Annotated in this window: 25 protein-coding genes and 7 tRNA genes; 5 read left to right on the top strand and 27 right to left on the bottom strand. The window is 30.1% G+C overall.

Annotation, left to right across the window (positions count from 1 at the left end):
• Positions 1-93: 93 nt before the first annotated feature.
• The 6 genes from nagA to N4A55_RS00215 form a co-directional block, all read right to left on the bottom strand.
• Positions 94-1,242, bottom strand: coding sequence for an N-acetylglucosamine-6-phosphate deacetylase (gene nagA, locus N4A55_RS00240; RefSeq protein ID WP_293753373.1), 1,149 nt, complete (start codon positions 1,240-1,242; stop codon positions 94-96).
• Between the two features lie 20 nt (positions 1,243-1,262).
• Positions 1,263-2,321 (bottom strand): SIS domain-containing protein, encoded by a 1,059-nt coding sequence (locus N4A55_RS00235; RefSeq protein ID WP_293753372.1) that lies wholly within the window; start codon positions 2,319-2,321, stop codon positions 1,263-1,265.
• 51 nt (positions 2,322-2,372) lie between these two features.
• Positions 2,373-3,200: a carbohydrate ABC transporter permease gene (locus N4A55_RS00230; protein ID WP_293753371.1), complete on the bottom strand. Its 828-nt coding sequence runs from the start codon at positions 3,198-3,200 to the stop codon at positions 2,373-2,375.
• Between the two features lie 11 nt (positions 3,201-3,211).
• Positions 3,212-4,147 carry a carbohydrate ABC transporter permease gene (locus tag N4A55_RS00225; RefSeq protein WP_293753370.1) on the bottom strand — a complete coding sequence of 312 codons (936 nt, stop codon included), beginning with the start codon at positions 4,145-4,147 and terminating at the stop codon, positions 3,212-3,214.
• A 99-nt stretch (positions 4,148-4,246) separates the two neighbouring features.
• Positions 4,247-5,557: an ABC transporter substrate-binding protein gene (locus N4A55_RS00220; RefSeq protein WP_293753369.1), complete on the bottom strand. Its 1,311-nt coding sequence runs from the start codon at positions 5,555-5,557 to the stop codon at positions 4,247-4,249.
• 174 nt (positions 5,558-5,731) lie between these two features.
• Complete coding sequence (locus N4A55_RS00215) at positions 5,732-6,748, bottom strand: LacI family DNA-binding transcriptional regulator (protein ID WP_293753367.1); 1,017 nt, start codon at positions 6,746-6,748, stop codon at positions 5,732-5,734.
• Positions 6,749-7,220: 472 nt separating this feature from the next.
• Between N4A55_RS00215 and N4A55_RS00210 the strand changes: the two genes are divergently transcribed.
• On the top strand, positions 7,221-7,934 hold the full coding sequence (locus N4A55_RS00210) for a hypothetical protein (RefSeq protein ID WP_293753365.1): 714 nt from the start codon (positions 7,221-7,223) through the stop codon (positions 7,932-7,934).
• A 67-nt stretch (positions 7,935-8,001) separates the two neighbouring features.
• Here N4A55_RS00210 and N4A55_RS00205 read toward each other — a convergent pair whose 3' ends face one another.
• Positions 8,002-8,466: a hypothetical protein gene (locus tag N4A55_RS00205; protein ID WP_293753364.1), complete on the bottom strand. Its 465-nt coding sequence runs from the start codon at positions 8,464-8,466 to the stop codon at positions 8,002-8,004.
• A gap of 615 nt (positions 8,467-9,081) precedes the next feature.
• Here N4A55_RS00205 and typA point away from each other — a divergent pair.
• Together typA and N4A55_RS00195 are read left to right on the top strand one after the other, a co-directional pair.
• Positions 9,082-10,896: a translational GTPase TypA gene (gene typA, locus N4A55_RS00200; RefSeq protein ID WP_293753362.1), complete on the top strand. Its 1,815-nt coding sequence runs from the start codon at positions 9,082-9,084 to the stop codon at positions 10,894-10,896.
• 459 nt (positions 10,897-11,355) lie between these two features.
• A complete protein-coding gene (locus N4A55_RS00195; protein ID WP_293753361.1) occupies positions 11,356-13,011 on the top strand; it encodes a phosphoenolpyruvate carboxykinase (ATP) in 1,656 nt (551 codons plus the stop codon).
• Positions 13,012-13,097: 86 nt separating this feature from the next.
• Here the strand turns inward: N4A55_RS00195 and N4A55_RS00190 are convergent, their stop codons facing one another.
• Positions 13,098-13,574 carry a MarR family winged helix-turn-helix transcriptional regulator gene (locus tag N4A55_RS00190; RefSeq protein WP_293753359.1) on the bottom strand — a complete coding sequence of 159 codons (477 nt, stop codon included), beginning with the start codon at positions 13,572-13,574 and terminating at the stop codon, positions 13,098-13,100.
• A 210-nt stretch (positions 13,575-13,784) separates the two neighbouring features.
• On the opposite strand from N4A55_RS00190, the gene N4A55_RS00185 reads away from it, so the two are divergent.
• Positions 13,785-14,270 carry a L,D-transpeptidase family protein gene (locus N4A55_RS00185; protein ID WP_293753358.1) on the top strand — a complete coding sequence of 162 codons (486 nt, stop codon included), beginning with the start codon at positions 13,785-13,787 and terminating at the stop codon, positions 14,268-14,270.
• A gap of 7 nt (positions 14,271-14,277) precedes the next feature.
• Here the strand turns inward: N4A55_RS00185 and N4A55_RS00180 are convergent, their stop codons facing one another.
• The 4 genes from N4A55_RS00180 to sdaAB form a co-directional block, all read right to left on the bottom strand.
• Positions 14,278-14,811, bottom strand: a complete 534-nt coding sequence (locus N4A55_RS00180) for a spore maturation protein (RefSeq protein WP_293753357.1) — start codon at positions 14,809-14,811, stop codon at positions 14,278-14,280.
• Positions 14,808-15,389, bottom strand: coding sequence for a nucleoside recognition domain-containing protein (locus N4A55_RS00175; protein ID WP_293753356.1), 582 nt, complete (start codon positions 15,387-15,389; stop codon positions 14,808-14,810). The genes N4A55_RS00180 and N4A55_RS00175 overlap by 4 nt, the downstream gene beginning before the upstream one ends.
• Before the next feature lie 141 nt (positions 15,390-15,530).
• Complete coding sequence (gene sdaAA / locus N4A55_RS00170; RefSeq protein ID WP_293753354.1) at positions 15,531-16,421, bottom strand: L-serine ammonia-lyase, iron-sulfur-dependent, subunit alpha; 891 nt, start codon at positions 16,419-16,421, stop codon at positions 15,531-15,533.
• Positions 16,422-16,448: 27 nt separating this feature from the next.
• Positions 16,449-17,120 (bottom strand): L-serine ammonia-lyase, iron-sulfur-dependent subunit beta, encoded by a 672-nt coding sequence (sdaAB, locus tag N4A55_RS00165; RefSeq protein ID WP_293753352.1) that lies wholly within the window; start codon positions 17,118-17,120, stop codon positions 16,449-16,451.
• Between the two features lie 238 nt (positions 17,121-17,358).
• Between sdaAB and N4A55_RS00160 the strand changes: the two genes are divergently transcribed.
• Positions 17,359-17,619 (top strand): AbrB/MazE/SpoVT family DNA-binding domain-containing protein, encoded by a 261-nt coding sequence (locus N4A55_RS00160; RefSeq protein ID WP_113672991.1) that lies wholly within the window; start codon positions 17,359-17,361, stop codon positions 17,617-17,619.
• Between the two features lie 85 nt (positions 17,620-17,704).
• On the opposite strand, the gene rsmI is transcribed toward N4A55_RS00160, so the two are convergent.
• The 15 genes from rsmI to N4A55_RS00085 all read right to left on the bottom strand — a co-directional run bounded on the left by rsmI (position 17,705) and on the right by N4A55_RS00085 (position 25,627).
• Positions 17,705-18,559 (bottom strand): 16S rRNA (cytidine(1402)-2'-O)-methyltransferase, encoded by an 855-nt coding sequence (gene rsmI, locus N4A55_RS00155; protein ID WP_293753351.1) that lies wholly within the window; start codon positions 18,557-18,559, stop codon positions 17,705-17,707.
• A gap of 17 nt (positions 18,560-18,576) precedes the next feature.
• Positions 18,577-19,314, bottom strand: coding sequence for a tRNA1(Val) (adenine(37)-N6)-methyltransferase (locus tag N4A55_RS00150; protein ID WP_293753350.1), 738 nt, complete (start codon positions 19,312-19,314; stop codon positions 18,577-18,579).
• Positions 19,315-19,320: 6 nt separating this feature from the next.
• Positions 19,321-20,256 (bottom strand): PSP1 domain-containing protein, encoded by a 936-nt coding sequence (locus tag N4A55_RS00145; protein WP_293753348.1) that lies wholly within the window; start codon positions 20,254-20,256, stop codon positions 19,321-19,323.
• 1 nt (position 20,257) lies between these two features.
• Positions 20,258-21,247: a DNA polymerase III subunit gene (locus N4A55_RS00140; RefSeq protein WP_293753347.1), complete on the bottom strand. Its 990-nt coding sequence runs from the start codon at positions 21,245-21,247 to the stop codon at positions 20,258-20,260.
• Positions 21,248-21,551: 304 nt separating this feature from the next.
• Positions 21,552-21,995 carry a YaaR family protein gene (locus tag N4A55_RS00135; RefSeq protein ID WP_330666264.1) on the bottom strand — a complete coding sequence of 148 codons (444 nt, stop codon included), beginning with the start codon at positions 21,993-21,995 and terminating at the stop codon, positions 21,552-21,554.
• 55 nt (positions 21,996-22,050) lie between these two features.
• On the bottom strand, positions 22,051-22,380 hold the full coding sequence (locus N4A55_RS00130; protein WP_293753346.1) for a cyclic-di-AMP receptor: 330 nt from the start codon (positions 22,378-22,380) through the stop codon (positions 22,051-22,053).
• Positions 22,381-22,553: 173 nt separating this feature from the next.
• A complete protein-coding gene (gene tmk / locus N4A55_RS00125) occupies positions 22,554-23,195 on the bottom strand; it encodes a dTMP kinase (RefSeq protein WP_293753344.1) in 642 nt (213 codons plus the stop codon).
• A gap of 1 nt (position 23,196) precedes the next feature.
• Positions 23,197-24,621 carry an aminotransferase class I/II-fold pyridoxal phosphate-dependent enzyme gene (locus N4A55_RS00120; RefSeq protein ID WP_293753343.1) on the bottom strand — a complete coding sequence of 475 codons (1,425 nt, stop codon included), beginning with the start codon at positions 24,619-24,621 and terminating at the stop codon, positions 23,197-23,199.
• A 213-nt stretch (positions 24,622-24,834) separates the two neighbouring features.
• A tRNA-Lys gene (locus N4A55_RS00115) sits at positions 24,835-24,908 on the bottom strand.
• 19 nt (positions 24,909-24,927) lie between these two features.
• Positions 24,928-25,003 (bottom strand) — tRNA-Phe (locus N4A55_RS00110).
• Positions 25,004-25,007: 4 nt separating this feature from the next.
• Positions 25,008-25,084 (bottom strand) — tRNA-Met (locus N4A55_RS00105).
• A gap of 35 nt (positions 25,085-25,119) precedes the next feature.
• A tRNA-Tyr gene (locus N4A55_RS00100) sits at positions 25,120-25,201 on the bottom strand.
• 6 nt (positions 25,202-25,207) lie between these two features.
• Positions 25,208-25,280 (bottom strand) — tRNA-Thr (locus N4A55_RS00095).
• A gap of 158 nt (positions 25,281-25,438) precedes the next feature.
• Positions 25,439-25,511: transfer RNA gene (locus tag N4A55_RS00090), tRNA-Val, on the bottom strand.
• 41 nt (positions 25,512-25,552) lie between these two features.
• Positions 25,553-25,627 (bottom strand) — tRNA-Asp (locus tag N4A55_RS00085).
• Positions 25,628-25,773 lie beyond the last annotated feature (146 nt).

Raw genomic sequence — 25,773 nt, 5'->3', positions numbered from 1 at the left:
TAATAAACAAAAACAGTTTAACTTCATATAACAAGAAATTAAACTGTTTATATACTAGTTATAAATAACTACATTCATATTATTTTATACTGTTTATTTCTCACTATTATTATATATTACTTTACCTTCAACAATAGTAGAAATAACATTATAATTCTTATCCATAATTACAATATCAGCATCTTTATCTATATCCAAAGAACCTTTATCATTATCTATATTAAGCATTTTGGCAGGATTGATTGATATCATTTTTATACATTCTTCTATGGGTAATCTGGTGAACTCTATTAGATTTTTCAATGCTTTATTCATTGTCAATGTACTACCTGCCCGCGAATCTCCATGTACTAAGCTAGCATCTCCATCTACAACAATAATATCATTAACTCCCAATTTGTATTTACCATCTGGTAATCCAGTAGCCATAACACTATCTGTTATGCCTATTACTTTGTCTATACCTTTTGTTTTAATCATTAATCTTACTATTGCAGGATGCAAATGAAACCCATCAACTATAGCTTCACAATAAACATCGCTTTCCAATGCCGCACCAAGAATTGATGGATAATGCTGATGTAACTGTCTCATACCATTGAATGTATGTGTAATACGATTAGCTCCTTCTTCTATACACATCATACAATCCTCATAGGTAGCTCCAGTATGTCCCAGGGAAACTACTACCTCTTTGGATACAGCATATTTTATCAATTCTAGAACTCCTGGATTTTCTGCTGCAACAGTAATTGTTTTAATATTATCATTAGACTTCTTTTCATACTCCATAAATTTTTCTATGGAAGAATTAACAATCAGCTCATCAGGCATAGCACCCTTGAATTCATGTGATAAAAAAGGACCTTCCAGATGTATACCTAATATTTTGGAGCCATTTTCTTGTTCTTTCATCACATTTCCTATCATTTTAACTACTTCACAAGTCTTCTCATGGGTATCTGTAAGCAGTGTTGGAAGATATCCTGTAACTCCTGTAGAAGCAAAAAAAACTGAGAGCTCTTTTAGTTCTTCTTTATCAGCAAGGTTTATGTCTATACCATTACCTCCATGAGTATGAACATCAATGAATCCTGGTAAAACATACATTCCCTTTGCATCAATTACCTTATTATCATTGACACCTTTTACATCATAATCTTTTATTTTACCATCTTCAATAAGTATATCTGTTAAACTAATTTTTCCTTTTACTAAAACATTTCCATTTTTAATAATCATTTGGAATCGTCACCACTTTTTTATTTTAATATGATTGCTTGAGATAAGTTTCTTGGACTATCTAGATCTAATCCTTTACTAATAGCACAATAATATCCTAGAAGCTGTCCTGATATTGCAACTAATGGTGTAATTAGGTCAGCATTATATCCACAATCTAACTCAATGTAGTAATCTGCACATTTCTTAGTTTTATTAGTGAGTTTATCTCCAATAATAAATATTCTACCGTCATACTCTTTCATTTCTTCCATTAGTGTAGCTTCTAATTCCTCACATTCCTCTGTGATATATTGTGTTATTAATGTTTTATCATCTACTAGAGCCATTGGTCCATGTCTATATTCCAAGCTGTAATAAGCTTCAGAATTAGATATAGCCATTTCTTTTATTTTATTCATTGACTCATTGGCTATACCATATAAGCTACCTTGACCAAGAGTTATGTATAGATTGATATCATTATTCTCTTCAATTATTTGTTTACATATATCATTCATATTATCCATAATCTTACTACAATTCTCTGGTATACTAACTAACTTACTCAATAACTCCTCTTCTCCTGCTACTGTCAAAGCAAGAATCTGATTCATGAATACCATACTTGTGAAAGATTTTGTCATTACAATACTTTTTTCTTTTGCCTTTGGTGATAGGATATAATAATCATTATATTCTTTACTGTTCTCATCACAAGTTACCGCCAAAGTCTTAACATTATCCAATAGCCTTACTTTATTTATTGCCATCTTCACTTCTGTTGTATCACTTCTTCTTGTAATAGGTATAACCAGACTTCTTTTACCTTTTATATATAATTCTGGTGTCAAATATAACTCTGAACAAGGTACAGCTTTTGCTGTTATTTGATTATATTTAGAAAAGATTGTAGCTGAAGTTTGAGCTAAATATAAAGAAGTACCACAACCAGTGAAAATAACTTCATCTGGATTAACTTCACTAAATGCTTTTTTAATTGTTGCTGTTATTTTATCTAAAGTCTCAACAACTCCCCTGAAAGCTTCTCCTTGTTCAAATATTTCTTTGATTGTGTGTTGTCCTAATTGTTTTTCCATGTTTTTCCTCCTTAAAATTAAATATTATATATATTGAACTTAACATCTAGCTTAACCCTTGACAGAACCAGCAGTCAATCCTTGTATCATATATTTTTGTAGGAATATAAATAAAATAAGTAGTGGTATACTTGCCATAACAGAAACAGTCATAACATTGCCCCAGTCATAAGAAAGCTCACCAAGATATCTCATTGATATACCATTTGATAAAGTACGTATTTTATCATCTGTTATAAGTGTTAAACAATATAGATAATCATCCCAAGCTATAAGAAATGTATATAAACCAATTGCTAGAATCCCTGGGCTACATAGTGGTAGAATAACCTTAAATAATGTTGATAATCTTCCACAACCATCTATATATGCCGCCTCTTCCAATGCTCTAGGAATGTCATCAAAAAATCCTTTCATCAGCCACATGCAAAATGGTACGTTTGCAGCTGTTAATGTTAGTATTACAGCAACTCTTGTATTAAGTAATCCAACATTCTTGAATGTAGAATAAAGAGCAGTAATAATACCTACTACAGGGAATATTGAAACTGATAAAAAAGCCATTATCAGAATCTGACTTCCTTTGAATTTGAATCTTGAAAAGGAATATCCTGCTAGAATAGATATAATGATTGTAAATAGTGTTGTCAATCCAGCAGTTATGAAGTTGTTAAAATAATAGGTCATGAATAACTTATCCTTAAATATATTTAAATAATTACTTATAGTTGGCTTATGAGGTATCCACTCTGGTGGTATTTTATATATCGCAATATTATCTTTAAATGAAGTTACAAACATCCATAATATAGGACCAACCAAAAATACTAATAATATCACTAATATTGTATAAGATCTCGCTTTTGGCTTACTATTCATATTTTCACTCCTTAATCTCTTGCTGTTTTGAAGGCTTTGTTATAAATAGCTGAGAAAACTATTAAAATAATCAACCATATGGTCGAAACAGCTGCCCCTTTCCCGAAGTTCAGATTTACAAAGGAATTCTTGTATGTCATTATTGCAAGGGTAGTTGTCTTATTAACTGGCCCTCCCCCTGTCATTATCCAGAACAATGGGAATTGCTTGAAGTTGGTTATTATAGAAATAAGTAGTGTTGATTTAATTACATTACTTAACATTGGTAAAGTCACCTTGAAAAAACATTGTCTAGAATTAGCGCCATCTATAGTAGCCGCTTCATATAAGTCGCTAGGGATTCCCTGCATACCAGCCAACAACATAATAGTGATGAATGGTATCTGTCTCCATACTGATGCAGTAACGACACTATAGAGAGCGTACTTCATACTAGCTACCCAATTTATAGGGTCAGAGATTATATTTAGTTTCATCAAGAGATAGTTAAGCACACCATATTGTGGCTGGAATATCCACATCCATAATAGACCTGTAACAATGGTTGGAATAATCCAGGGTAAAAGTACTACACTTCTAAGAACTGCTCTACCTTTAACATCTTTATTCAGTATATTGGATAATATTAAGCCTATAACAAATATCAAAGCTACTGTAATTATCATGAATTTGAAAGTTGTACCTATGGCGTTGAATATTTCTCCTTCTTGGAATAACTCTTTGTAATTAAGAAAATCATTCCAGTAATAATCTGCATTAGCTTTTAGTTTATAATTAAAGAAACTCATAATGACTGATTTAGCTATAGGAAAAAACGTTGTGAAGCCTACTACTATTATTGCGGGCAGCAATAACATAATAGCAAATATACGATCGTGTTTTTCCCTACCCATTTTCTTATAAAAATTACGAGTAGATTTTTGATTGCCCCCACTTGCTGCTTTCATATCAATTAGTCACTTCCTTTATTTACTAGAATATTTATTACCTATTAATTTATTACCACATTATAATTAATTATAATGTGGTAATAATCATCACTTGTCTTATTTTAGAACTTGCTTCAACTTGTCATCCAATTTCTTAACAACATCTTCAGGGCTTTCATTTCCGATAGTAACCCTTTGTGCTGCGGAAGTTATTTCAAGTAATGCATTCTCCATATCAGAATGTTGTTTTGCAAGTGCTATGACTTGTGTCATACTATCCTTAACTGGATCAATAAAATTATCATTAAGGTTAAGTAATTTATTAACTGATTTTCTAGCAACTATAAAAGGTAATGTAGTATTATAATACTCTTCTAAAACTTCTTTTGAAGTAATATATTTAACAAATTCAGCAGCCTCTTTTTTATGTTTTGAATCTTTCATTATATGTAATTCATGTGCCGCTAATAAACTTGCTCCATTAGTTGCATCTGTTGCTGGTATCATGGCTACTGCAAGACTGTCTTTTATTTCTGGATTAATTCCTACGACACCACTTGTTCCCCATACTTGATCAAAATACATTCCTAATCTACCAATAGCCATTAAGTTTCTTAAATCTTTTAATTTAGCAGCTTCAGGATTAAGACCTTTTTCTTGTACTTCTTTATAGAATTTTAGAGCATCCAGATTACCTTTTGTATCAACTTCTACTTCCCCTTTATCGTTATATATATTTCCTCCAAAAGTTAACATTGTACTTAATACGTTTTCACCACTAACAGGTACAGAAGCAGTTGATGAACCTAGACCAAATACCTTGTTTCCATCTTTATCTTTAAGTTCTGATATTTTCTCAGCATATTTTATCATTTCTGCATATGTTTTTGGTGGTGCATTAGGGTCTAATCCTGCTTGTTCAAATAAATCTTTATTATAGACTAGAAGAAAAGTACTACATATCCAAGGTGCCCCATATAACTTACCTTCACTTGACATTGCTTCTCTAACACCGTCATAAATATCATTTACATAATCTTCTCCTAATAAATCATCAAGAGGTTCAATAAATCCAGAATTAAGATATGAGCTAAAAGCAGAGGACTCCCCATGTATAACATCAGGAGCATCACCTGAATTTGCTTTGATTAATACTTGTTGTTTAAGATCCCCATATGGATAACTAACAAACTCTACTTTTACACTTGTTTTTGCTTCAAAATCTTGTGCCATTTTAGTATAAAATTTCTCTGTTGCTTTTTCCAAAAGACCATATGTTGCAAATTGAATTGTTACTTGTTTATTAGAACTTGAATCATTTCCCCCATTATCACTCTCTTTAGCTTTATTACCACATGCAGCTAATGAAAACACCATAACAAAAATCAAAATACCCATAGTCATTGTTTTAAAAAACTTTTTAGACATATTAACACTCCTTTTAATTATAGTTTTTATTTATAATGATAGACACATTACTTGTCGTAAATATATCTCACCATTTCAAAGAAAGCGTAAAAATATTTTTTTGTTTTTAATGAATCTGTATGAGAACAATATATACACTCGTATGTACACACCCTATAAAAATGTGTAATTCTACTATGTAATAGTTTTTGTGGTATTACCAATAATTAAATCAGTATCTATATTAATGTCTTTTACAACTTTTCCTTCTATCTTATCTATTAATAATTCCAATGCTGCTCTGCTTATTTTTTTTCTTGGAATCTCAACAGTTGTTAATCTAGGAACCATATATTTGGCTATAGTTGTATCATTATATCCTATTATTGATACATCTTCTGGGACTTGAAGATTAAGGGACTTAACTGCACTCATAACAATATAAGCATGTATATCGTCATTTACTAGAATAGCAGTAGGTCTATGGTTAGATTGGAATAACTTATAACTTTTTTCAAAAACATCCTTGTAACCATTAGCACCTTGAATAATATAATCTTTGTTAAGTTCCATTTTATATTTCTCATGAATCTTAGTATAACCTTTTACTCTTAGATCATTATAATCTAAGGTATCGTACTCTTTTAGACTTAAATCAACAAAAGCAATTCTTGTATGACCTTCCTTAACTAGATGCTCCATTGCTTTTATAGTTCCTCCATAAATATCTATATTAACAAATGTGATATCTTTTGAGATATTTTCATATATTCTATTTCCAAATAAAATGGTAGGAATACCAATATTAGGAAATTTATTAATTAATTCTCCTTCTAATATATCAGTACTTATTATAGCCCCATCAAACTGTCTACTGATTAACTTATTAATATATTGTTCGTCTCTTCTAGTATTACAAAAGGAAATTATATAGCCTCTCTCATTAGCTATATCTTCCATATCCATTACAATCTTAGCAAAGTGTTCATTACTTATATCATCACAAATAAATGCTATATGATAGCTTTTTTTGCATTTCAATCCTAATGCAACGGTATTAGGGTGGTAACCTAATTCTTTTATTGCTTGTAAAACTCTTTCTCTTTTATCTTTACTTACATATCTATTATTATTAGTAACATAAGAAACAATAGTTGGTGTTACTCCTGCTCTGTCTGCTACATCTTTTCTCGTAACTCTTTTACTATTCATAATAACCACTCCACTTACCAATATATCCTATAATAAATTTGTTTTTATGTATTCTTTTGTATGTTTTTTCCATAATCCAAAGCTTTTGTATGTGTTAAAATAATTATATCATAAATTTTATAGTTTGTACACACGAATGTATATATTTTTTTAACTAATATTTTCAATGTATATTTAACTCCTATTATACATGTTTGATATATGGAGTCTGTTCAAGAATATCTAAATATTTATAGTGTTCCTTACTTTCATATCCTGCAACAAAATAGTTTGATAATTATTCTAATACAAACTTTCGAGCTTACTTGTTAATAATTATAATAATTGGTATAATATAATTATTTAAGTACCAGAATAAATATAATTTATTATATTGTATATAAATTCAACATATTAATTATTAAACGGATAACACTCTAAACTTGGAAAAAGGGATAGATTGTTAATGCTGAATATAGGAAGTGATTTACTTATGGAAAAACATAAAAACAAAACATATCAAGACTTAAATAAAAGATTAAACTTATATCTAAGAAATAGTAATGATACAGCGCATATTGATGAAGATACTAAGAATAAGATATGGAATAATATTATTAAAGATGTACATCAAGAAAAATTAAAAAGAAACTATTTAATTATAAGAAGGTATAAAGCTGTTGTAACGGTATGCATACTATTAGTCATGTTAATTTCAGTAGATTTGTCAAGTAATGCTAGTTTATTTAAAAGATTATTACATAGTATAGATAACAATACAATTCAATTTTATACTAGAAATTATGATCCTTCTAAAGAAAATAGAGATATTAAACTAGATGATAAGATAGCGATATTAAATAAAAAAGATAATAAAAGTTTTATATCCCCTATAATACCAGATAATTATAATGTAAAGAACATAAACGAAAATGGATCTAATGTAATTATTAATATGTGCAGTACTAATAATAATATTATAAAAGTAAGTCAAAAATATATTACTAATAGATATTCAACAGGTATGGCTAGATATAATAAAGATTTATTTGAAATAGAGAATTTTAATAATAATGGAATAGAGTATAATATTATTAGAAATAATACCCTAATTATTACGTTATTTGTTATAGGTGAAATCGAATTTGAAGTACTTGGGAATAACAAACAAGAAGTTCTAGATATAACTATGTCGTTACATTATTAAATAAATAAGCTTAGTATACATTTCTTATACATAATACTAAGCTTATTTATATTTACTTGATTATACCTTATTCTTCAGTGATAATAGAAGATGTGGTATTAATCTCCATGTAATTGATTCCACCAACAGTTGCATAATGATATGTTTTCAACCTATATTCTGAACCAATAGTTACTCCGTAATAACAAGGTATTTTACTTATAATAGAAGTATTATATTCCGTATAAGTGAATGTTCCTACAGTTTCCCATGAACCATTTTTTTTCTCTTGAACATTGATTTCTAATTTCAAGCTATCACATGTAATAGTGGAACCAGTTGAACTACTGATACTTAGATAAGAACCTGAATCAGTTATGAAATCTGAAGTATAAGCTAAAGGGTCATCTTGTGATGACACAGTCATTGCTCTAATAATTGAATTACCTACCTTAATATCTTTTGATTTAATTTGATCTTCTTGAGCATTTACTGTGATTGATAATACTAATGTAAATAACGTAGTTAATAATAATAATCTAATTTTTCTCATTTTTTAATCATCCTTTTCTTTAGTTATTAAAAACCCTCTCATTTATATAAGGGTTAAAAATGCAAAAAGGTTACAAAAAACAGAAAAATTATATTTATTTTTTGCCATACATAATTGAATAACCCACAAAAATAAATAAAGTCCATACGTCATTTTTGACGTATAGACTTTATTGTCCACTCATTTATCTAATATATATTAGAGTTTCTATATGGAATCCACCCTTGAATTCATGTTAAAATTATACACTATAGTTGAATTTCTGTCAATATTATTTCATAAATCTATTTTAATAACAATTCAATTAATTGAACTTACATATATTCTTTCTTGCATATCTACTGTCTTCCCATTACCCCATATTTATTAACTTTTCCCTACCTAAAAAAATATATATTTTGAAATTTCTTAACATATTCCCTCTAATTATCTACCACCGTTCCTAAATGTTACTCAATCTCTACTTGATTATTTCCTTAATAACGTATAAACTATATAGTTGGTGCAATAAATGATTTTTAAAAACCTTAAATGAATTATCATTTAATTTATTATATATTGCTAGAAATATTTAACATACCAGAAGACATTAAAATTAGAAAGCAGGGTATAAATATGTCAGAACAAAAAATTATAAATATAGCAGTAATAGCCCACGTAGATGCAGGTAAATCAACTTTGGTAGATGCGTTCTTAACTCAAAGTGGTATCTTTCGTGAAAACCAAGAGATTGTTGACCAAGTAATGGATAGCAACGACCTTGAAAGAGAACGTGGAATAACAATATATTCAAAAAACTGTTCAATAAACTATAAAGACTATAAAGTCAATATTGTAGATACACCAGGACACTCCGATTTCTCATCAGAAGTAGAAAGAATCATTAAAACAGTTGACACAGTGATATTATTAGTTGACTCAAGCGAAGGTCCTATGCCTCAAACTAGATTCGTACTTCAAAAATCACTTGAACACAACTTGAACCCAATACTATTCATTAACAAAATAGATAAAAAAGACCAAAGAGCTGAAGAAGTTGTAGACATGACTTTCGACTTATTCGCAGAACTTGATGCTAACGACGAACAACTTGACTTCCCAATCATCTATGGAGTAGCAAGAGAAGGTATAGCAAAATATTCTATGGATGATGACTATACAGATCTTACACCACTATTTGAAACCATTGTTAACCATACAAAACCTTATCCAAACAAGAACAGTGAACCTCTACAATTACAAATATCCGCTCTAGCATATGATGATTACATTGGTAGATTAGGAATTGGTAGAGTTTCAAGAGGTGTAATAAAAGAAGGTCAACAGGTAGCTATATGTAAAAGGGATGGAACAACTGAAAAAGGTAAGATTTCCAAGCTATTTACTTATGAAGGACTTAAACAAGTACCAAAAAAAGAATTAAGAAGTGGTGATATAGCTGTAATAGCAGGTATCTCTAATATCTCTATAGGTGAAACATACTGTGATCCAGAGAATATAGAACCTATGGAATTAATAAAAATAGAAGAACCTACATTATCAATGAACTTCTTAGTCAACAATTCTCCTTTTGCAGGACAATCTGGTAAGTATGTTACAACTAGACATATAAAAGAAAGATTAGACAAAGAATTAGAAATAAATGTTGGTCTAAAAGTAGATGAATTAGGTGGTATTGATGGATATAAAGTATCTGGTAGAGGAGAATTACATCTTTCAATACTAATAGAAAATATGAGAAGAGAAGGTTATGAACTAAGCGTATCCAAACCAGAAGTTCTTATGCATAGAGAAGAAGGAAAATTACTTGAACCAGTAGAAAGGGTTATTGTCAATATCCCTGATGAATATTCTGGAACTGCCATAAGCAAACTTAACCTTAGAAAAGGTAGAATGGAAGTTATGCTTTCAGATAATGGTTATACACGTATGGAATTCATTGTACCAACAAGAGGATTACTAGGTTTCAGAAGTGAACTAATTACTGACTCAAGAGGAGAAGCTACAATAATTCGTTCATTTGAAGCTTACGAACCTCACAAAGGAGAAATACCTTCTAGAGGTAATGGTGTATTGATTTCTGGGGAAAAAGGTACAGCTATGCCATACTCACTTAACAACCTCTCCCAGAGAGGAATAATGATCATACATCCTACTACAGAAGTATATGAAGGTATGATTATAGGAATTAACTCTAGAAAAGAAGATATGACAGTTAATCCATGTAAAAACAAAAAATTAACTAATACTCGTTCATCTGGAGCAGACGATGCTATAAAATTATCACCACCAAAATTATTCAGCTTAGAAGAAGCATTAGAATTTATTGATAATGATGAACTAGTTGAAATAACTCCAGATAGCATTAGATTAAGGAAAAAATATCTTACAGAAAGTGAAAGAGTCAAATTCACTAATAGAAATAAATAACATACTAAAAATTACGTATACTATAACTATACATTTTTTTAAAAAAGCTACTAACTCTAATAGTAGCTTTTTTATTTCAAAAATGATTTGTGCTTCTTACAATAAAAAGTAATATATTTTTAATTAATACACAAACTTAAAAATAGATACAAACTTTTAGAAATACCTAATTATTTTTTATTATATTTTTTTGAATTTCATTCCAAAGATTGACAAGATTACTATAAAACTCTTAAAAAAAATGTAATTATTTAAAAATCCTACCAAAAACCCTATAATTATTTATAAAAATCTTGGTTGACATTTGCAAAACGTAATATTATAATTAACATGGGGAAGATTTGAAAGTATTATATAAAGTATAACTTATTAATATAATAAAGATAATAAATTAATCACTGTGTGATGAATTTATATATATACTATTACAAATTAATATAAATGAAGGAGGAATACCTAATGGCAACAAAAAGAACTTATAGTTGGGATCAAATCAAAAAAGATAATCCTATTTTTTCACAAATTCGTACTACAATTGAGACACCTTTTTACGGAAACAACGTAGTTGACGTTAACTCTATTAAGGAAGCTTACAAATTAGCGAAAAATTCTCCAGGAACAATAGTAACTGACATTCCTGTATATCAACCAGGGAAACTTGGTCTTGACGAAGATTCAAAAGTATTATTATTCAATGATGGTGCTGTTAAAGGACGTTGTGCAGCTGCAAGAAGAATCATTGGTGAACCAAACGTAGACCAAGAAGAATACGCTACAAAAATAAGAGAAGCTGTATACAATACAAGATATCGTAAAATGTATCATGCTCAAGCTTATGTTGGCTTAGATGAAGACTTTATGGTAAAAGCTCACTTATTAATTCCAGAAGGTTTTGAAAACATAATGTATTCTTGGTTACTAAACTTCCAATACTTAAACGAAGAGTACAATAATCTTTATGAAAAATCAAAAGTAATAGAAAATGAAGGAGATATCTATATTTTCTCTGATCCAGATTGGGCACATGAAGATCATCCACTTGGACTTACTTTCTTTGATCCAACACATAACTGTGCTGCTTTACTTGGTATGAGATACTTCGGAGAACACAAAAAAGGTACTTTAACACTTGGATGGGGAACAGCTAACAGACACGGATACGCTGCTTGCCACGGTGGACAAAAACGTTATAACTTACCTAACGGAGATAAATTCGTTGCAGGTGTATTCGGATTATCCGGTTCAGGAAAATCTACTATTACGCATGCAAAACATAATGATAAATATGATATCACAGTACTTCATGATGATGCATTCATTATTTCAACTGAAAATAGTTCATCAGTAGCACTTGAGCCATCATACTTTGACAAAACTCAAGATTACCCAATGGATAATGACGACAATAGATTCTTATTGACTGTACAAAACAATGGTGTAACAATTGATAATGATGGAAAGATTGTTCTTGTAACAGAAGATACAAGAAATGGAAATGGTCGTGCTGTTAAATCAAAATTATGGTCACCTAACCGTGAAAATAAATTTGCTGAACCAGTTAATGCTATATTCTGGTTAATGAAAGACCCTACACTTCCACCAATTATAAAATTAGATGGAGCTTCATTAGCTTCTGTAATGGGTGCAACATTAGCAACTAAGAGAACATCAGCTGAAAGATTAGCAGAAGGTGTAGATCCTAATGCTTTAGTAGTAGAACCTTATGCTAACCCATTCAGAACTTATCCTCTTGCTGATGATTACAGCAAGTTCAAACAATTATTCAGTGATAATGATGTAGACTGTTATATCTTGAATACTGGATTCTTCATGGGTAAAAAAGTTACACCTGCAATTACTTTAGGTTCATTAGAATCTATTATTGAAGGTACTGCTAAATTTGTACCATGGGCTCCATTCAATGATATTGAAATTATGGAAATCGAAGGATTCATTCCAGATATGAAAGATTCTGAATATGTTGACCAATTAAAAGCTAGAATGATTGACAGAGTTAACTTTGTTAAATCTACTGAAACTGATAAAGGCGGATTTAATAAGTTACCAGCTGAAGCTCTAGAATCTTTACAAAAAATCGTTAACGAATTAAAATAATAACTATTAATATGATTTTCACCAATCATAAAACAATGCAATTCACCAATAAAGGCTACCTGTTAGGGTAGCCTTTTATATATTTACTATTTTTTTTTAGTCTTTTTATATATAACTTTTTGGGATTTCATTTTTTGAAAATAATCATTTATTCCTCCTACACCCTTTAAGAAAACTTTCATTTCCTCTTCGTCAAGTAGTGCTATAATATCTTCTATCATATTTTTATGGAACATTGCATGATGATTATATACTTTCAACCCCAAATCAGATAATGAGATAAGAACGACTCTCCTGTCCTTTGTACTTCTATTTCTATTAACATAACCTTTTTTTACAAGATTATTGATTGCAATGGTTAATGTCCCTACCGTGATTTCTAAATCTTTAGCAACAGAGGACATATTTCTACCATTTGCCACCCCTATGGCTTCAATAATATGCATATCTGTAATGGAAATATTACTAAACTCATCAGTTATTAGTGCTTTCTCTTCAATTGTCATAATTTCATTAAACAAATTCACTAGTAAATTATTTAAAGTTTCATAAGTATTTTCCATATCTCACCTATCCTTGTACCATAATATAATCGAAGTATATAATAAATACCAAGTATTGTCAAACCAGTATTAAAGAACTTAATAAAAAAACTATTTAAATTAATGGCTTTAATATCAAACAAAATTTTGTGTTTAAAATAAATACATACATAACACAATCTCTCTACTTATAACATAATATTAATTATAATTATTTTTAAGGTGATTCAAATGAAATATACTATTAAATCAGGTGATACATTAGCAAAGATAAGCTATCGATATAAAACTCCTTTAAAAAGTATTATTTATGCTAACAATATTACTAATCCCGATAAACTAAATGTTGGAGATATAATTACTATTCCAGATGAAAAGGATAATCCATTTTCCATTGAGATTGTATTAAAAAATAGAATCCTAAAATTATTAAGTAATGATAGAGTTATCAAGCACTATCCAGTAGCTATTGGTAAACCATCTACCCCAACTCCAAAAGGTTCTTGGAAAATAATAAAAAAAGGGTTATGGGGTGACCAATTCGGCGGCTATTTTATGCAGCTCAGTGTTCCTTGGGGTATTTATGGAATTCATGGAACTAACAAACCCTGGTCTATAGGTACAAGAGCTAGTAATGGTTGTATACGTATGTACTCTAATCAAGCAGCAGAACTTTATTCAATTATTCCATTATATACCCCTGTTTTAATATATTAAATACTACTTAATTCCCAAAAACACTATAAGTTATTATTACTGATGCAATTATACCAGCCAGACTAACAAGTAAAGCACCTGCCAATGTATACCTTGTTTTCTTAATTTTTACTGTCATAAAATATATTGATAAAGTATAAAAAACCGTTTCTGTACAACCCATCATAACAGATGTCATTCTTCCAATAAGCGAATCAGGGCCATATGTCTTGAACAGATCCAATATTAACCCTGTAGTAGCTGAAGATGATACTGTTCGCATTAATGCTATTGGTACTAATTCAGAAGGAAAATTAATCTTACTTGTTATTGGAGTCAAAATATTGGTCAGCACATCCAGAAATCCTGATGCTCTAAGTATCCCTACAGCCACCATAAGCCCAATCAATGTAGGCATAATCTGTAAAACAATCTTAAAACCTTCCTTCGCTCCAATTATGAACGTATCATATACTTTGACATCATTCAATAACCCATAACCTATAATTAGAACAAATACAAGTGGAATCATAAAATCCGAAATCATAAGGACAAATTTCATTTTCTACTCACCTTCATCATTATTTTTGCAAATATAACTCCTACTAAAGTAGATACAATGGTTGCTAATATAGAAGGTCCGATGATTTCTGCTGGATTCTCTGAACCATATTGGGCACGATAAGCCAATATGTTAACTGATATCAATTGAACAGAAGATATATTTATAATTAAAAATGTACACATTGCTGTACTAGCTATACTCTTATCCTTATTTAACTTCTGCAATTCTTCCATTGCTTTTAAGCCTGGAGGTGTAGCTCCCCAACCTAATCCAAGCATGTTAGCTATAATATTAGTAGCAATATATCTCTGTGCTGGATGATTATCAGGTACCTTCGGAAATAAAAATCTGAGTATAGGTCTCATCTTTTTTGTTAAGCCTTTAATAAGCCCAGCCTTTTCAGCAATTTTCATAAGACCAGTCCACATAGCCACTACTCCAACCAACATAATACATAAGCTAACGGCTTCTTTTGATGATTCTATAGCTGCTTCTGTTACTTCACCCATTTTCCCATTGAATGCACCGAATATTACTCCTATCAATATCATAAATGCCCATAAATAATTAAGCATACCTTACTCCATATACAATCTTTTACCTATTTATATGCAATAAAAGTATGCTTTATTTCAATATACACTTAAATTAATATCTTATTGTCTTATAGTTTTTTGTACAGATATATAAATGCAAACTGTATAATATATTAAAAATTAATTGATTTTATCTTCTCCGAATATTTTCTTTCTCAATTTTCTACCTGTAGGTGTAGTTGCTATACCACCTTCTGCTGTTTCTCTAAGATTCACTGGCAACATTTTACCTACTTTCCCCATAGCTACCACTACCTCGTCAAAAGGTATTATGCTTTTGATACCAGCTAAGGTCATTTCTGCCGAAATCATAGCATTAGAAGTACCTATAGCATTTCTTTTTGCACATGGAGCTTCTACAAGACCTGCTACAGGATCACAAATCAGCCCCATTAAGTTTTTCAGTGAAATGGCTGATGCATTTAAGGCTTGTTCCGGTGTTCCTCCTAGCATTTCTACTATTGCTGCCGCTGCCATTGCTGATGCAGATCCAACCTCAGCTTGACATCCCCCTTCTGCTCCTGATAGACAAGCATTCTTACCAATTATAATACCTACTGCACTAGAAGTTAATAATCCCTTTACAACAGTTTCTTCATCTAGGTCAAATTTTTCTTTTACAGCTAAAAGAACCGCTGGTAATACTCCACATGAACCTGCTGTAGGACAAGCTACGATTCTACCCATAGAAACATTTACTTCCATTACACTAAGAGCATAACTAATAGCTTTTGACATTGTTTTTCCACATATGGATTTATTATTCTCATAGAATCTTTTTAATTTTTTTGCTTCTCCACCAATCATAAAGCCCTTGATATTCTTTTCCTTTTCATCAAGACCCTTTTCAATTGAATTTTTCATTATATTTAGATTATTTTTCATTACATTATATATTTCTTCTTTAGTTAGAGAACTATTATTACTTTCATTTAGTATGGCTACATCATATATTGTAAGATTCTTTTCTTTACAGATTGCTAATAGCTCTTTCCCATTTTTATAATTCATTACCTCACCCTTTTCAAGTCATTGATATTATAGTATTAATTTATCTATTTTCGTTACATCATCTACATAGTCCATTTTTTTAATATCCTCTAGTACACACATTTCAATCTCTTCATCAGATTCAAGAATAAGTCTCGCATAATCTCCTTTGGCATCTCTGTATAACTTCATAAATGCAATATTAACCCTATCTTTCGCTAAGATTGATGTAATAGCTGCCATTACTCCAGGCCTGTCTAGGTGTTTTGTAATCAATGTAGTATATTCTCCATTGAAATCAACATCAAAATCATTAATTTTTATAATAGAAACTTTACCCCCGCCAATAGACGAACCCATTACCATCATTTCATGACCGTCTTTTGAAAACATATTAATCCTTACTGTGTTAGGGTGGACATCACCTAAATCTCTCGAATTAAATTTATACTTTATTCCTTTTTTCTCAGCTATCTCATATGCATTTCTAAGTCTTTCATCATCTGGAAGAAAACCCATTACCCCTGATAACAATGCTTTATCAGTACCATGCCCTAAATAAGTTTTCGCAAATGATCCATGAAGATAGAATCTTACCTCACTTACTTCCTTACCAAATATCTCTCTAGCAATATACCCAATTTTGGCTGCTCCAGCAGTATGTGAACTGGAAGGTCCAATCATTACTGGTCCAATAATATCGAAAATACTATATTCCATTTTACGTTCTCCTTTGATAGATTCTAGATAATTATTACTTCTTTAACTATACCTTCTTTATTCCTATATTTCAACATTATATATACTATTATTTGCGTTAAATATAATAATTAATACTTGCTTTGTAATATTCGCCAAAAAAAGATTATATTTACAAGATTATCCATTTTATTGACACTTATTACCTTTTGTGTTATCCTTATATAGGATAAACATAACGGTTTGAGGGGGAAATATTATGAAATCAACAGGAATTGTTAGAAAACTCGATGAATTAGGTAGAATAACTTTACCAATTGAAATACGTAGGAATTTTGATATTAAAGAAAAAGATGCTCTAGAAATTTATGTCGATAATGAACAAATCATACTTAAGAAATATCAGCCTGCTGATATATTCACTGGCAATATGGATGATTTAATTGACTATTATGGAAAGAAAGTATCTAGACAATCAATTATTGAAATGGCCAAAATTGCTGGACTTAATGTAGACTAAATTAAATATACTTGAATATAAAACTAACCCTCTAATCATAGAGGGTTTCTTATTTATATTGATACTATTCGTATTACGAATATCTTCAATCTTGATTATCTAATTTTACCAAATAGTTATATATATCTCTTTTAGACGTACCTCTATCTTTGGCTACTTGTTTCATGGCATTTTTTTTATCTAATCCTTCTTCAATATATTTATTATAATGGTCTTCTATAGAAATATTTTCCCATCTCTGGATTTCTTCATTTCTCAAATCTTCCAATGGTTTACCTTCAATAATGAGTACAAATTCACCTCTTGGCGATTCAGAACCATACTTATTTACTGCTTCCTCCAAAGTGATAGTATCTACTTCTTCAAATTTTTTAGTCAACTCTCTAGTAATTGCAATATTCCTATTACCTAATGCTTCCAATAATTGTTTAAGAGTTTGTTTTAATCTATGAGGTGCTTCATATAATATAATGGTTCTATGTTCAACCTTTAATTTTTGTAATATGCTATTTCTATCCTTTTTATCATGAGGTAGAAATCCTTCAAAAACAAATCTCCTAGTGTTAAGCCCTGAAAGAATAAGTCCTGTTATCAACGCCACTGCACCAGGCACGGATGTAACTTCTATATCATTTATTCTACATAGTCTGACTAAGTCTTCACCAGGATCAGATATTCCAGGTGTTCCTGCATCTGTTACTAAAGCTATAGTTATACCTTCTTGTAATTTCTTAATAAGATACGGACCTTTTTCAATTTTGTTATGCTCATGATAACTGGTTAATAATGTACTTATATTAAAATGATTCAACAACTTTTTTGTATGTCGTGTATCTTCTGCAGCTATAATATCAACTTCATTTAATATTCTTATAGCTCTATATGTTATGTCTTCCAGATTACCAATAGGTGTCGCTACTAGATATAATTTCCCTGACATATTCTCATTCCCATCTCTTATTGATTATATCCATATATATCATATATTTCGTCTGTATATTTTCCAACTGATTTATATACAATTAGTGGTGGCTCTACTTTCAATAAAGGTTTACCATGTCGCACTGATTCTATTAGCACCATATTGGGTTCTTTATCTATATAAGGATGAACTAATCTTATTCTCTTAGGTTCTAGTTTATATTTTTTTAGTGTTACAATTATCTCTGGTAATCTGCTTGGTCTATGTACCATATAGAATCTTCCCCCTACCTTTAATAAAGAAGCGGTATTTTTTATAACATCATCTAATGTACATAGTATCTCATGCCTGGCTATAGATTTTGGTTGTAGATCATTTTTTATACCATTTTTATTATTCATGTAAGGTGGATTAGAAGTTATCACATCAAAACTAGATAAAGGAAACAGCTTCACTGCTTCCTTTATATCTCCTTTTACTATGGATATTTTATCTTCCAAACAGTTAAGTTTAACACTTCTATCTGCCATTTCTACACTTTCTTCTTGAATCTCCAGCCCAGTAAAATGATTACCTTTTGTTTTTGCTTCCAATAGTATTGGAATAATTCCTGTACCTGTACCCAAGTCAAGAACTGTTTCTTTTTCTTTAACAACTGCAAAACCAGTCAATAGTACAGCATCTATTCCAAAACAGAACTTACCAGTATTTTGTATTATTCTATATCCATTTCTATGAAGTTCATCTATTCTTTCGCCTTTTTTAAGTTCCATTTATATCTACTCTCTCTTCATTTTACCTTCTTTACGTTCTAGATTCTGTAATTCCTTTAATTCTTTTTCTTCTTCCTTTGAAATAGCTTCACTAATATTACCATTAGTACATTTTTTACAAGGTTTACCAACTTTAAACTTTAATTCACTTGCCTTGTATTGTAATATTTCTGGATCTCCATCATCTTTTCTAACAACTAATCTTACTAGCTGTCTAAGAACATTGACGCTCAACACTTCTCCTTTTTGTCCCTCTGGTGTGATTACTTTATCTCCCACATTTGGTAAATGTTTATTAAGATATTCATATGTTGATTCCTCGTATTTAAGACAACACATTAATCTTCCACAAACTCCAGATATCTTAGTTGGATTAAGAGATAAATTCTGCTCTTTAGCCATTTTTATTGATACTGGCTGAAATTCGCATAGATGTGTATGGCAGCAAAGAGGTCTTCCACAGATACCGATACTACCTATCATCTTTGTCTCATCTCTAACACCGATTTGTCTTAATTCTATTCTTGTTTTAAATATTGCAGCCAAGTCTTTAACTAATTCTCTGAAATCAATTCTGCCATCAGCTGTAAAATAGAATAATACTTTATTATTATCAAAAGTATACTCTACATCAATAAGTTTCATTCCTAAACCATGTTTACTGATCTTCTTGACACAGATATCAAAAGCTTCTTTTTCTTTTGACCTATTCTTTGATTCCTTTTTATCGTCCTCTGGTGTTGTAATCCTTATAACGCTTTTTAATGGCTGTATTATCTCATCATCAGTCACTTCTTTGATTCCTATAACAACATGTCCATATTCTATACCTCTAACTGTCTCTACAATGACATTTTGTCCCTGTTTAATATCTAGATTATTAGGATCAAAATAATATATCTTACCTGCCTTCCTGAACCTGACGCCGATTACTTTTATCATATTAATTCTCCTTTGTTTGTAATATCATCATCTCTATAACTAATCTAAAATTTGCATTTTGTTTCAATAAATTTTTAGCTTTATTAATATTTTCAATCATTATACTTATTCTATTATACGATAAAACCTGTGCTTGTTTCAACAGAGTTCTATATTTATCTCTATTAATTATATACATGTCATCATTTATCTTTTTTACAATGAGCAAATCTCTGAACCAAGTCATAAGTAAATCTAAAAAATCTTGTATATTATCTTTATAATCCTCAAATTTCTGACTTACCTCTAATAGTTCGTATTCATCACCATTAATTATACGATCCACAATCTTTATCATACTTTCCCTCATATCAAAAAATTCTGTAGACGCTGCTAATTCTTTAGCTTTACCTATTAACCCCTGGGCAAAAGAAGTTATTAATTCACTTCTATAATCTGATATTCCCAGTTTTTCTATGACATAATTCATAACTTTATCAGGCATAATTGGTTTTAATTTTAAAACAACACATCGTGATATTATTGTAATTAAAAATTTATTTATATTATTAGATAGTAAAAGTATTACCACGTATGAAGGTGGTTCTTCAATTGTTTTCAATAAAGCATTCTGTGCCTGTTCTGTCATAGTATCTGCATTATCCACAATATAGATCTTATAGGGATGCTGATAGGGCTTAATATTTATATCTTGATTAATCTGTTCCCTTATATCATCAACACCAATACCCGTTTTTTTGGTCTGTTCTACATATATTACATCTGGATTGTTTAATGAATCAAAAGTTCGACAAGATATACATTCGTTACATGGTACAATTTCTTTTTTCTGGCATTGAAGTGTTTTAGCAAAAGTATTAGCAATAAGTTTCTTTCCAATTCCCTTTTCACCATCTATTATATATGCATGGGATATTTTATTAGTCTTAATAGCACTTTGTAAGTGGTCTATTATTTCATTATGCCCAACTATTTCATCAAAAGTATACATTTATATTCCCTTCCTAATAAACTATCTTAAATTCATCTCTAAGTATTATTATACACTGTTTTAGAGCATAATTTATAGGTCTTTTTATAATTAGTCTATATTTTATGGATTTATCTATTATTATTAACATAATCTCATGTATTTAAAAAGTTATCCCCAATATGATAAATTAAAAAAGCTGTCTCAATATACATTTTATGTTAATAAACCTTTCAAATAACTAACAAAAATGTTTATGAGACAACTCTTTTATTTTAATAGGATAAAAATCCTTGAATTATTTTATGGATAATAAATACATTTATCATGTCATTATATCTAATAATAGTCCCCTTATCTCATCTACATGTCCTAATATATTAAGATTATTTTTTTCTTCCTGAATTAATTCTTTTGCTAAATCATCTAGATTTTTATCTACTAATTTGACTATACCGTATACTCTATGTCTTCCACGTCTATCTAGAAAATTTTCTCTTGAGAATTTGTGAGAATGGGTTACTACTTCATTAACAAAGTCTTTGATTAATTCTCTATATTTTTTCATATCTTTTACATCCATATGCTTAGCAATTTTCTTACCTTGCTCTGTTATGTCATTAATCATCATATTCAACTTATCTTGAAGTGATGATTCATCTATTTTGCTAAGTAATGTAAATTTGAATTCTTTATTGTTATTATTATCAATCCTATTAATATTATCATTCATATCTGGCATTTTCACGGTATTTACTTTTAAATCCATAGCAATATCCCCCATCTAGAAATTATTTATCTTTTGTATCAGTTATTTATAAACTTTATAATTTGTAATATTGGTCTACATCAATGACAAATACTGTTGCTCCTCCAACTGTTACTTCAATTGGATATGGTAAATATCCATCTGGCATACCAGCCACTGGTGGATTCAGTAATGACATTTGTTTATTGGTTTTACACTCTCTTTTTATAATTTCTATTACTTCGTCAACTTTTTCTTTTGGCACACCTATAAGTATTGTAGTATTGCCAGTTTTTAAAAAACCACCTGTACTAGCTAATTTGGTAGCCATAAATCCTGATTTATTTAGTCCTTCAGTTAATCTATGAGAGTCTTCATCATGAATTACTGCTATGATTAGTTTCATAGTATCACTCCTAAGAATTTAATTTTTATAAGATAAAATGAATAAACAATCTATAGGCTATTAATTTATTATATTATATGATTAATATCGGATAAATATAGATTTTTGTTTAGAATATAGAGATATTATTATATTAACTTCACTTTTATAATTAATTAATATTTTTTAGATATTTATTTATTATAATTATACCTATTATTGATAATGTGTTCAATAGTATTTATTATTTCCTCATGGATATTTTCTACAGATTCTGATGCATCAATTTTTTTAATTCTATCAAAATGAAGTTCAGCTAATTTTCTATAACCTTCACAAACTTTTTTATGAAAATCAAACTTCTGTAATTCTAATCTGTCTAACTCTCTTTGATTTTTTTTACGCTTCAATCCTTCTTCAGCATCAATGTCTAGTAGAATAGTTATATCTGGTTCTAATCCACCTGTTGCATATTTATTGATTTGTTCTACATTCCCTATACCAAGACCTCTAGCATGTCCTTGATAGACTACAGATGAGTCTACAAATCTATCACATATAACTATTTTACCCTCTTTTAATAATGGTTTTATATATTGCTCAACGTGTTGTGCTCTTGAAGCAGCATATAATAGTGCCTCTGTCATATCTGACATCTCCATAAAATCCTTATTTAATATTATATCTCTTATAGATTCACTTATAACTGTACCGCCTGGTTCTCTTGTAAATACAAATTCATAGTTATGCTGTTCCAAATAAGTTTTTAACTTCTCTATCTGAGTTGATTTACCTGAGCCATCTGCTCCTTCTATGCTAATAAATAATCCTGTCATTTTACACCTCTTCAATTATATTAATTGTTCTACATTCTTTATTACATAGCCCCATTATTTCTATACCCAATTCTAGATATTTATTGATTAGATTGATATTTTCTTCTGTGATTATTTCCCCTGGAACAATTAAAGGTATTCCTGGTGGAAAAGGGATAATAAAATCTCCTGATATCTTATCAACAGCATTTTCTAATTTTATTTCAACCTTGTTTTTATTAAAGGCATCCTTTGGGTTATAATGTATCCTAGCATTATTAATTATATCATATTTATTACCTTTTATTTGTTTTTTTATTAACTTACTATCTATTTCTATTAGTGATTTCACTAATTTGTTAAATCCATATTTACTATCGCATATTGAAGTCATTGCAATAATATGATTAATACCACTTAACTCTACTTGTATATTATATTTGTTACGAAGTATTCCATCAAGTTCTGTTCCTGTAGTATTAGCATGTGTACAATCTATAACTATTTTTGAGTAATCCATATCTACTATTTCCTTGCTACCAATTATTTCATTATCCATAAGCTGTAAATTTTTTAATTGAACATTTAATCTATTCCTGCAATCTTTTAAGTGTTTAACATATGCATTAAATAATTTATTACCTTTTGTGTCAATTATATTTCTACAGTTATCTAGACTAGTCATTAGTACATATGAGGGGCTACTGGTTTGGAATATAGATAGAGCATTCTGCAATTTATTAGTATCTATCTTATCATTTTTGATATGCAACATAGCACTCTGAGTAATTGATGGTAAGGTTTTGTGGGCACTCTGAATAACTATATCTGCATCTTGTTGTAATGAAGTCTCTGGAAAATAATTGTGGAATCTAAAATGTGAACCATGTGCTTCATCGACCATTAATATCTTATTATATTTATGAGTTATTTCTGATATTGCGGCTATGTTGGATACATAGCCTTCATAAGTAGGACTTGTAATAATTACCATTTTAATGTGGGGGTTACTTTCAATCTTCGCTTCAATCTCAGTTGGATTAATCCCTCCGATTAAACCGTTATCTAATACTTTGGGGTAAATATATATGGGAACCAAATTATTTATTAATATAGCATTATAAACTGACTTATGACTATTCCTAGCAATTAATACTTGGTCTTTTTCTTTACATATGGAAGTTATAGCAGAAATAATACCTCCAGTACTACCATTTACTAAAAAATAAGTTTTATATGCACCAAAAGTCTTTGCTGCTTTTACTTGGGCTTCATATATTATACCAGAAGGGTCATGTAGATTATCTGTTCCTCTTACTTCTGTTACATCTATCTTAGCTATATTTTTTAGATTATATTTTTTACCTAATTTATGTCCTGGCATATGAAAAGGATAAATTTTTTTCTTATATTTCATAAGGTGATCATAGAGTGTTTTTTCTTTCATTCAAATTCTCCTATTCATTCAGTAAAGGATTTTTTATACTAATCATATCTTATCAACAAAATGGATTATATTCATATAAATTTGTTAATAGTTTTATGTTTATTGTATATACTCTGTTGATAACATTTATTTTGTTGATACAGATTATTTATATTATATTAGACTATTTCATTATACTAAAAAATCGCCTATAAATATAGACGATTTCTTAAGTGAGCCACCCGGGACTCGAACCCGGGACACCTGGATTAAAAGTCCAGTGCTCTAGCCGACTGAGCTAGTGGCCCAAATTTTATAAAGTTTTTATGGTGCCCAGAGGCGGAATCGAACCACCGACACGAGGATTTTCAGTCCTCTGCTCTACCGACTGAGCTATCTGGGCATATTGGTTGCGGAGAAAGGATTTGAACCTCTGACCTTCGGGTTATGAGCCCGACGAGCTACCAGACTGCTCCACTCCGCGTTAACATTAACAGTACTTATATTACTATTAATTAGTGGAGGGAGAAGGATTCGAACCTTCGAAGGCGGAGCCAACAGATTTACAGTCTGCCCCCTTTGGCCACTCGGGAACCCCTCCATTGCAAGCCGACGATCGGACTTGAACCGATAACCTGCTGATTACAAGTCAGCTGCTCTGCCAATTGAGCCACGTCGGCATATATTTATTTTCATCCACTTTAACATTTTTTGTTATTCTTATAAAAATTATTCTATTATAATCTTTATAATATGTAAATACTAATGGATTATTTGCTTTATGCACGTTACCGTGCTATATAAAATTCCTAACTTATTGTAAAGGAATTTGATTTAGTGGGCGCAACAGGGCTCGAACCTGTGACCCCCTGCTTGTAAGGCAGGTGCTCTCCCAGCTGAGCTATGCGCCCTGGGAATAAATATTATATAAATCTATTAGTTTTACAACTAACGACCCAGAAGGGACTCGAACCCTCGACCTCCGGCGTGACAGGCCGGCGTTCTAAACCAACTGAACCACTGGGCCACATTTATAAACATTCAAAACAACACATTGAACAACAAATTATCTTATCAACCTCTGCAAAGCTACATAACTTATATATCTTAACTCTTAGCTTAACTATCATACACTCAAATCTCTTTGATGTACTTAGGTCAAGCCCTCGACCT

Source organism: Vallitalea sp. (genome assembly GCF_025211055.1).
In the GTDB taxonomy this organism is placed as follows: Bacteria; Bacillota; Clostridia; order Lachnospirales; family Vallitaleaceae; genus Vallitalea.
The sequence above is the reverse complement of the archived record's forward strand: the minus strand, read 5'-3'. Positions and strand labels throughout refer to the sequence as shown.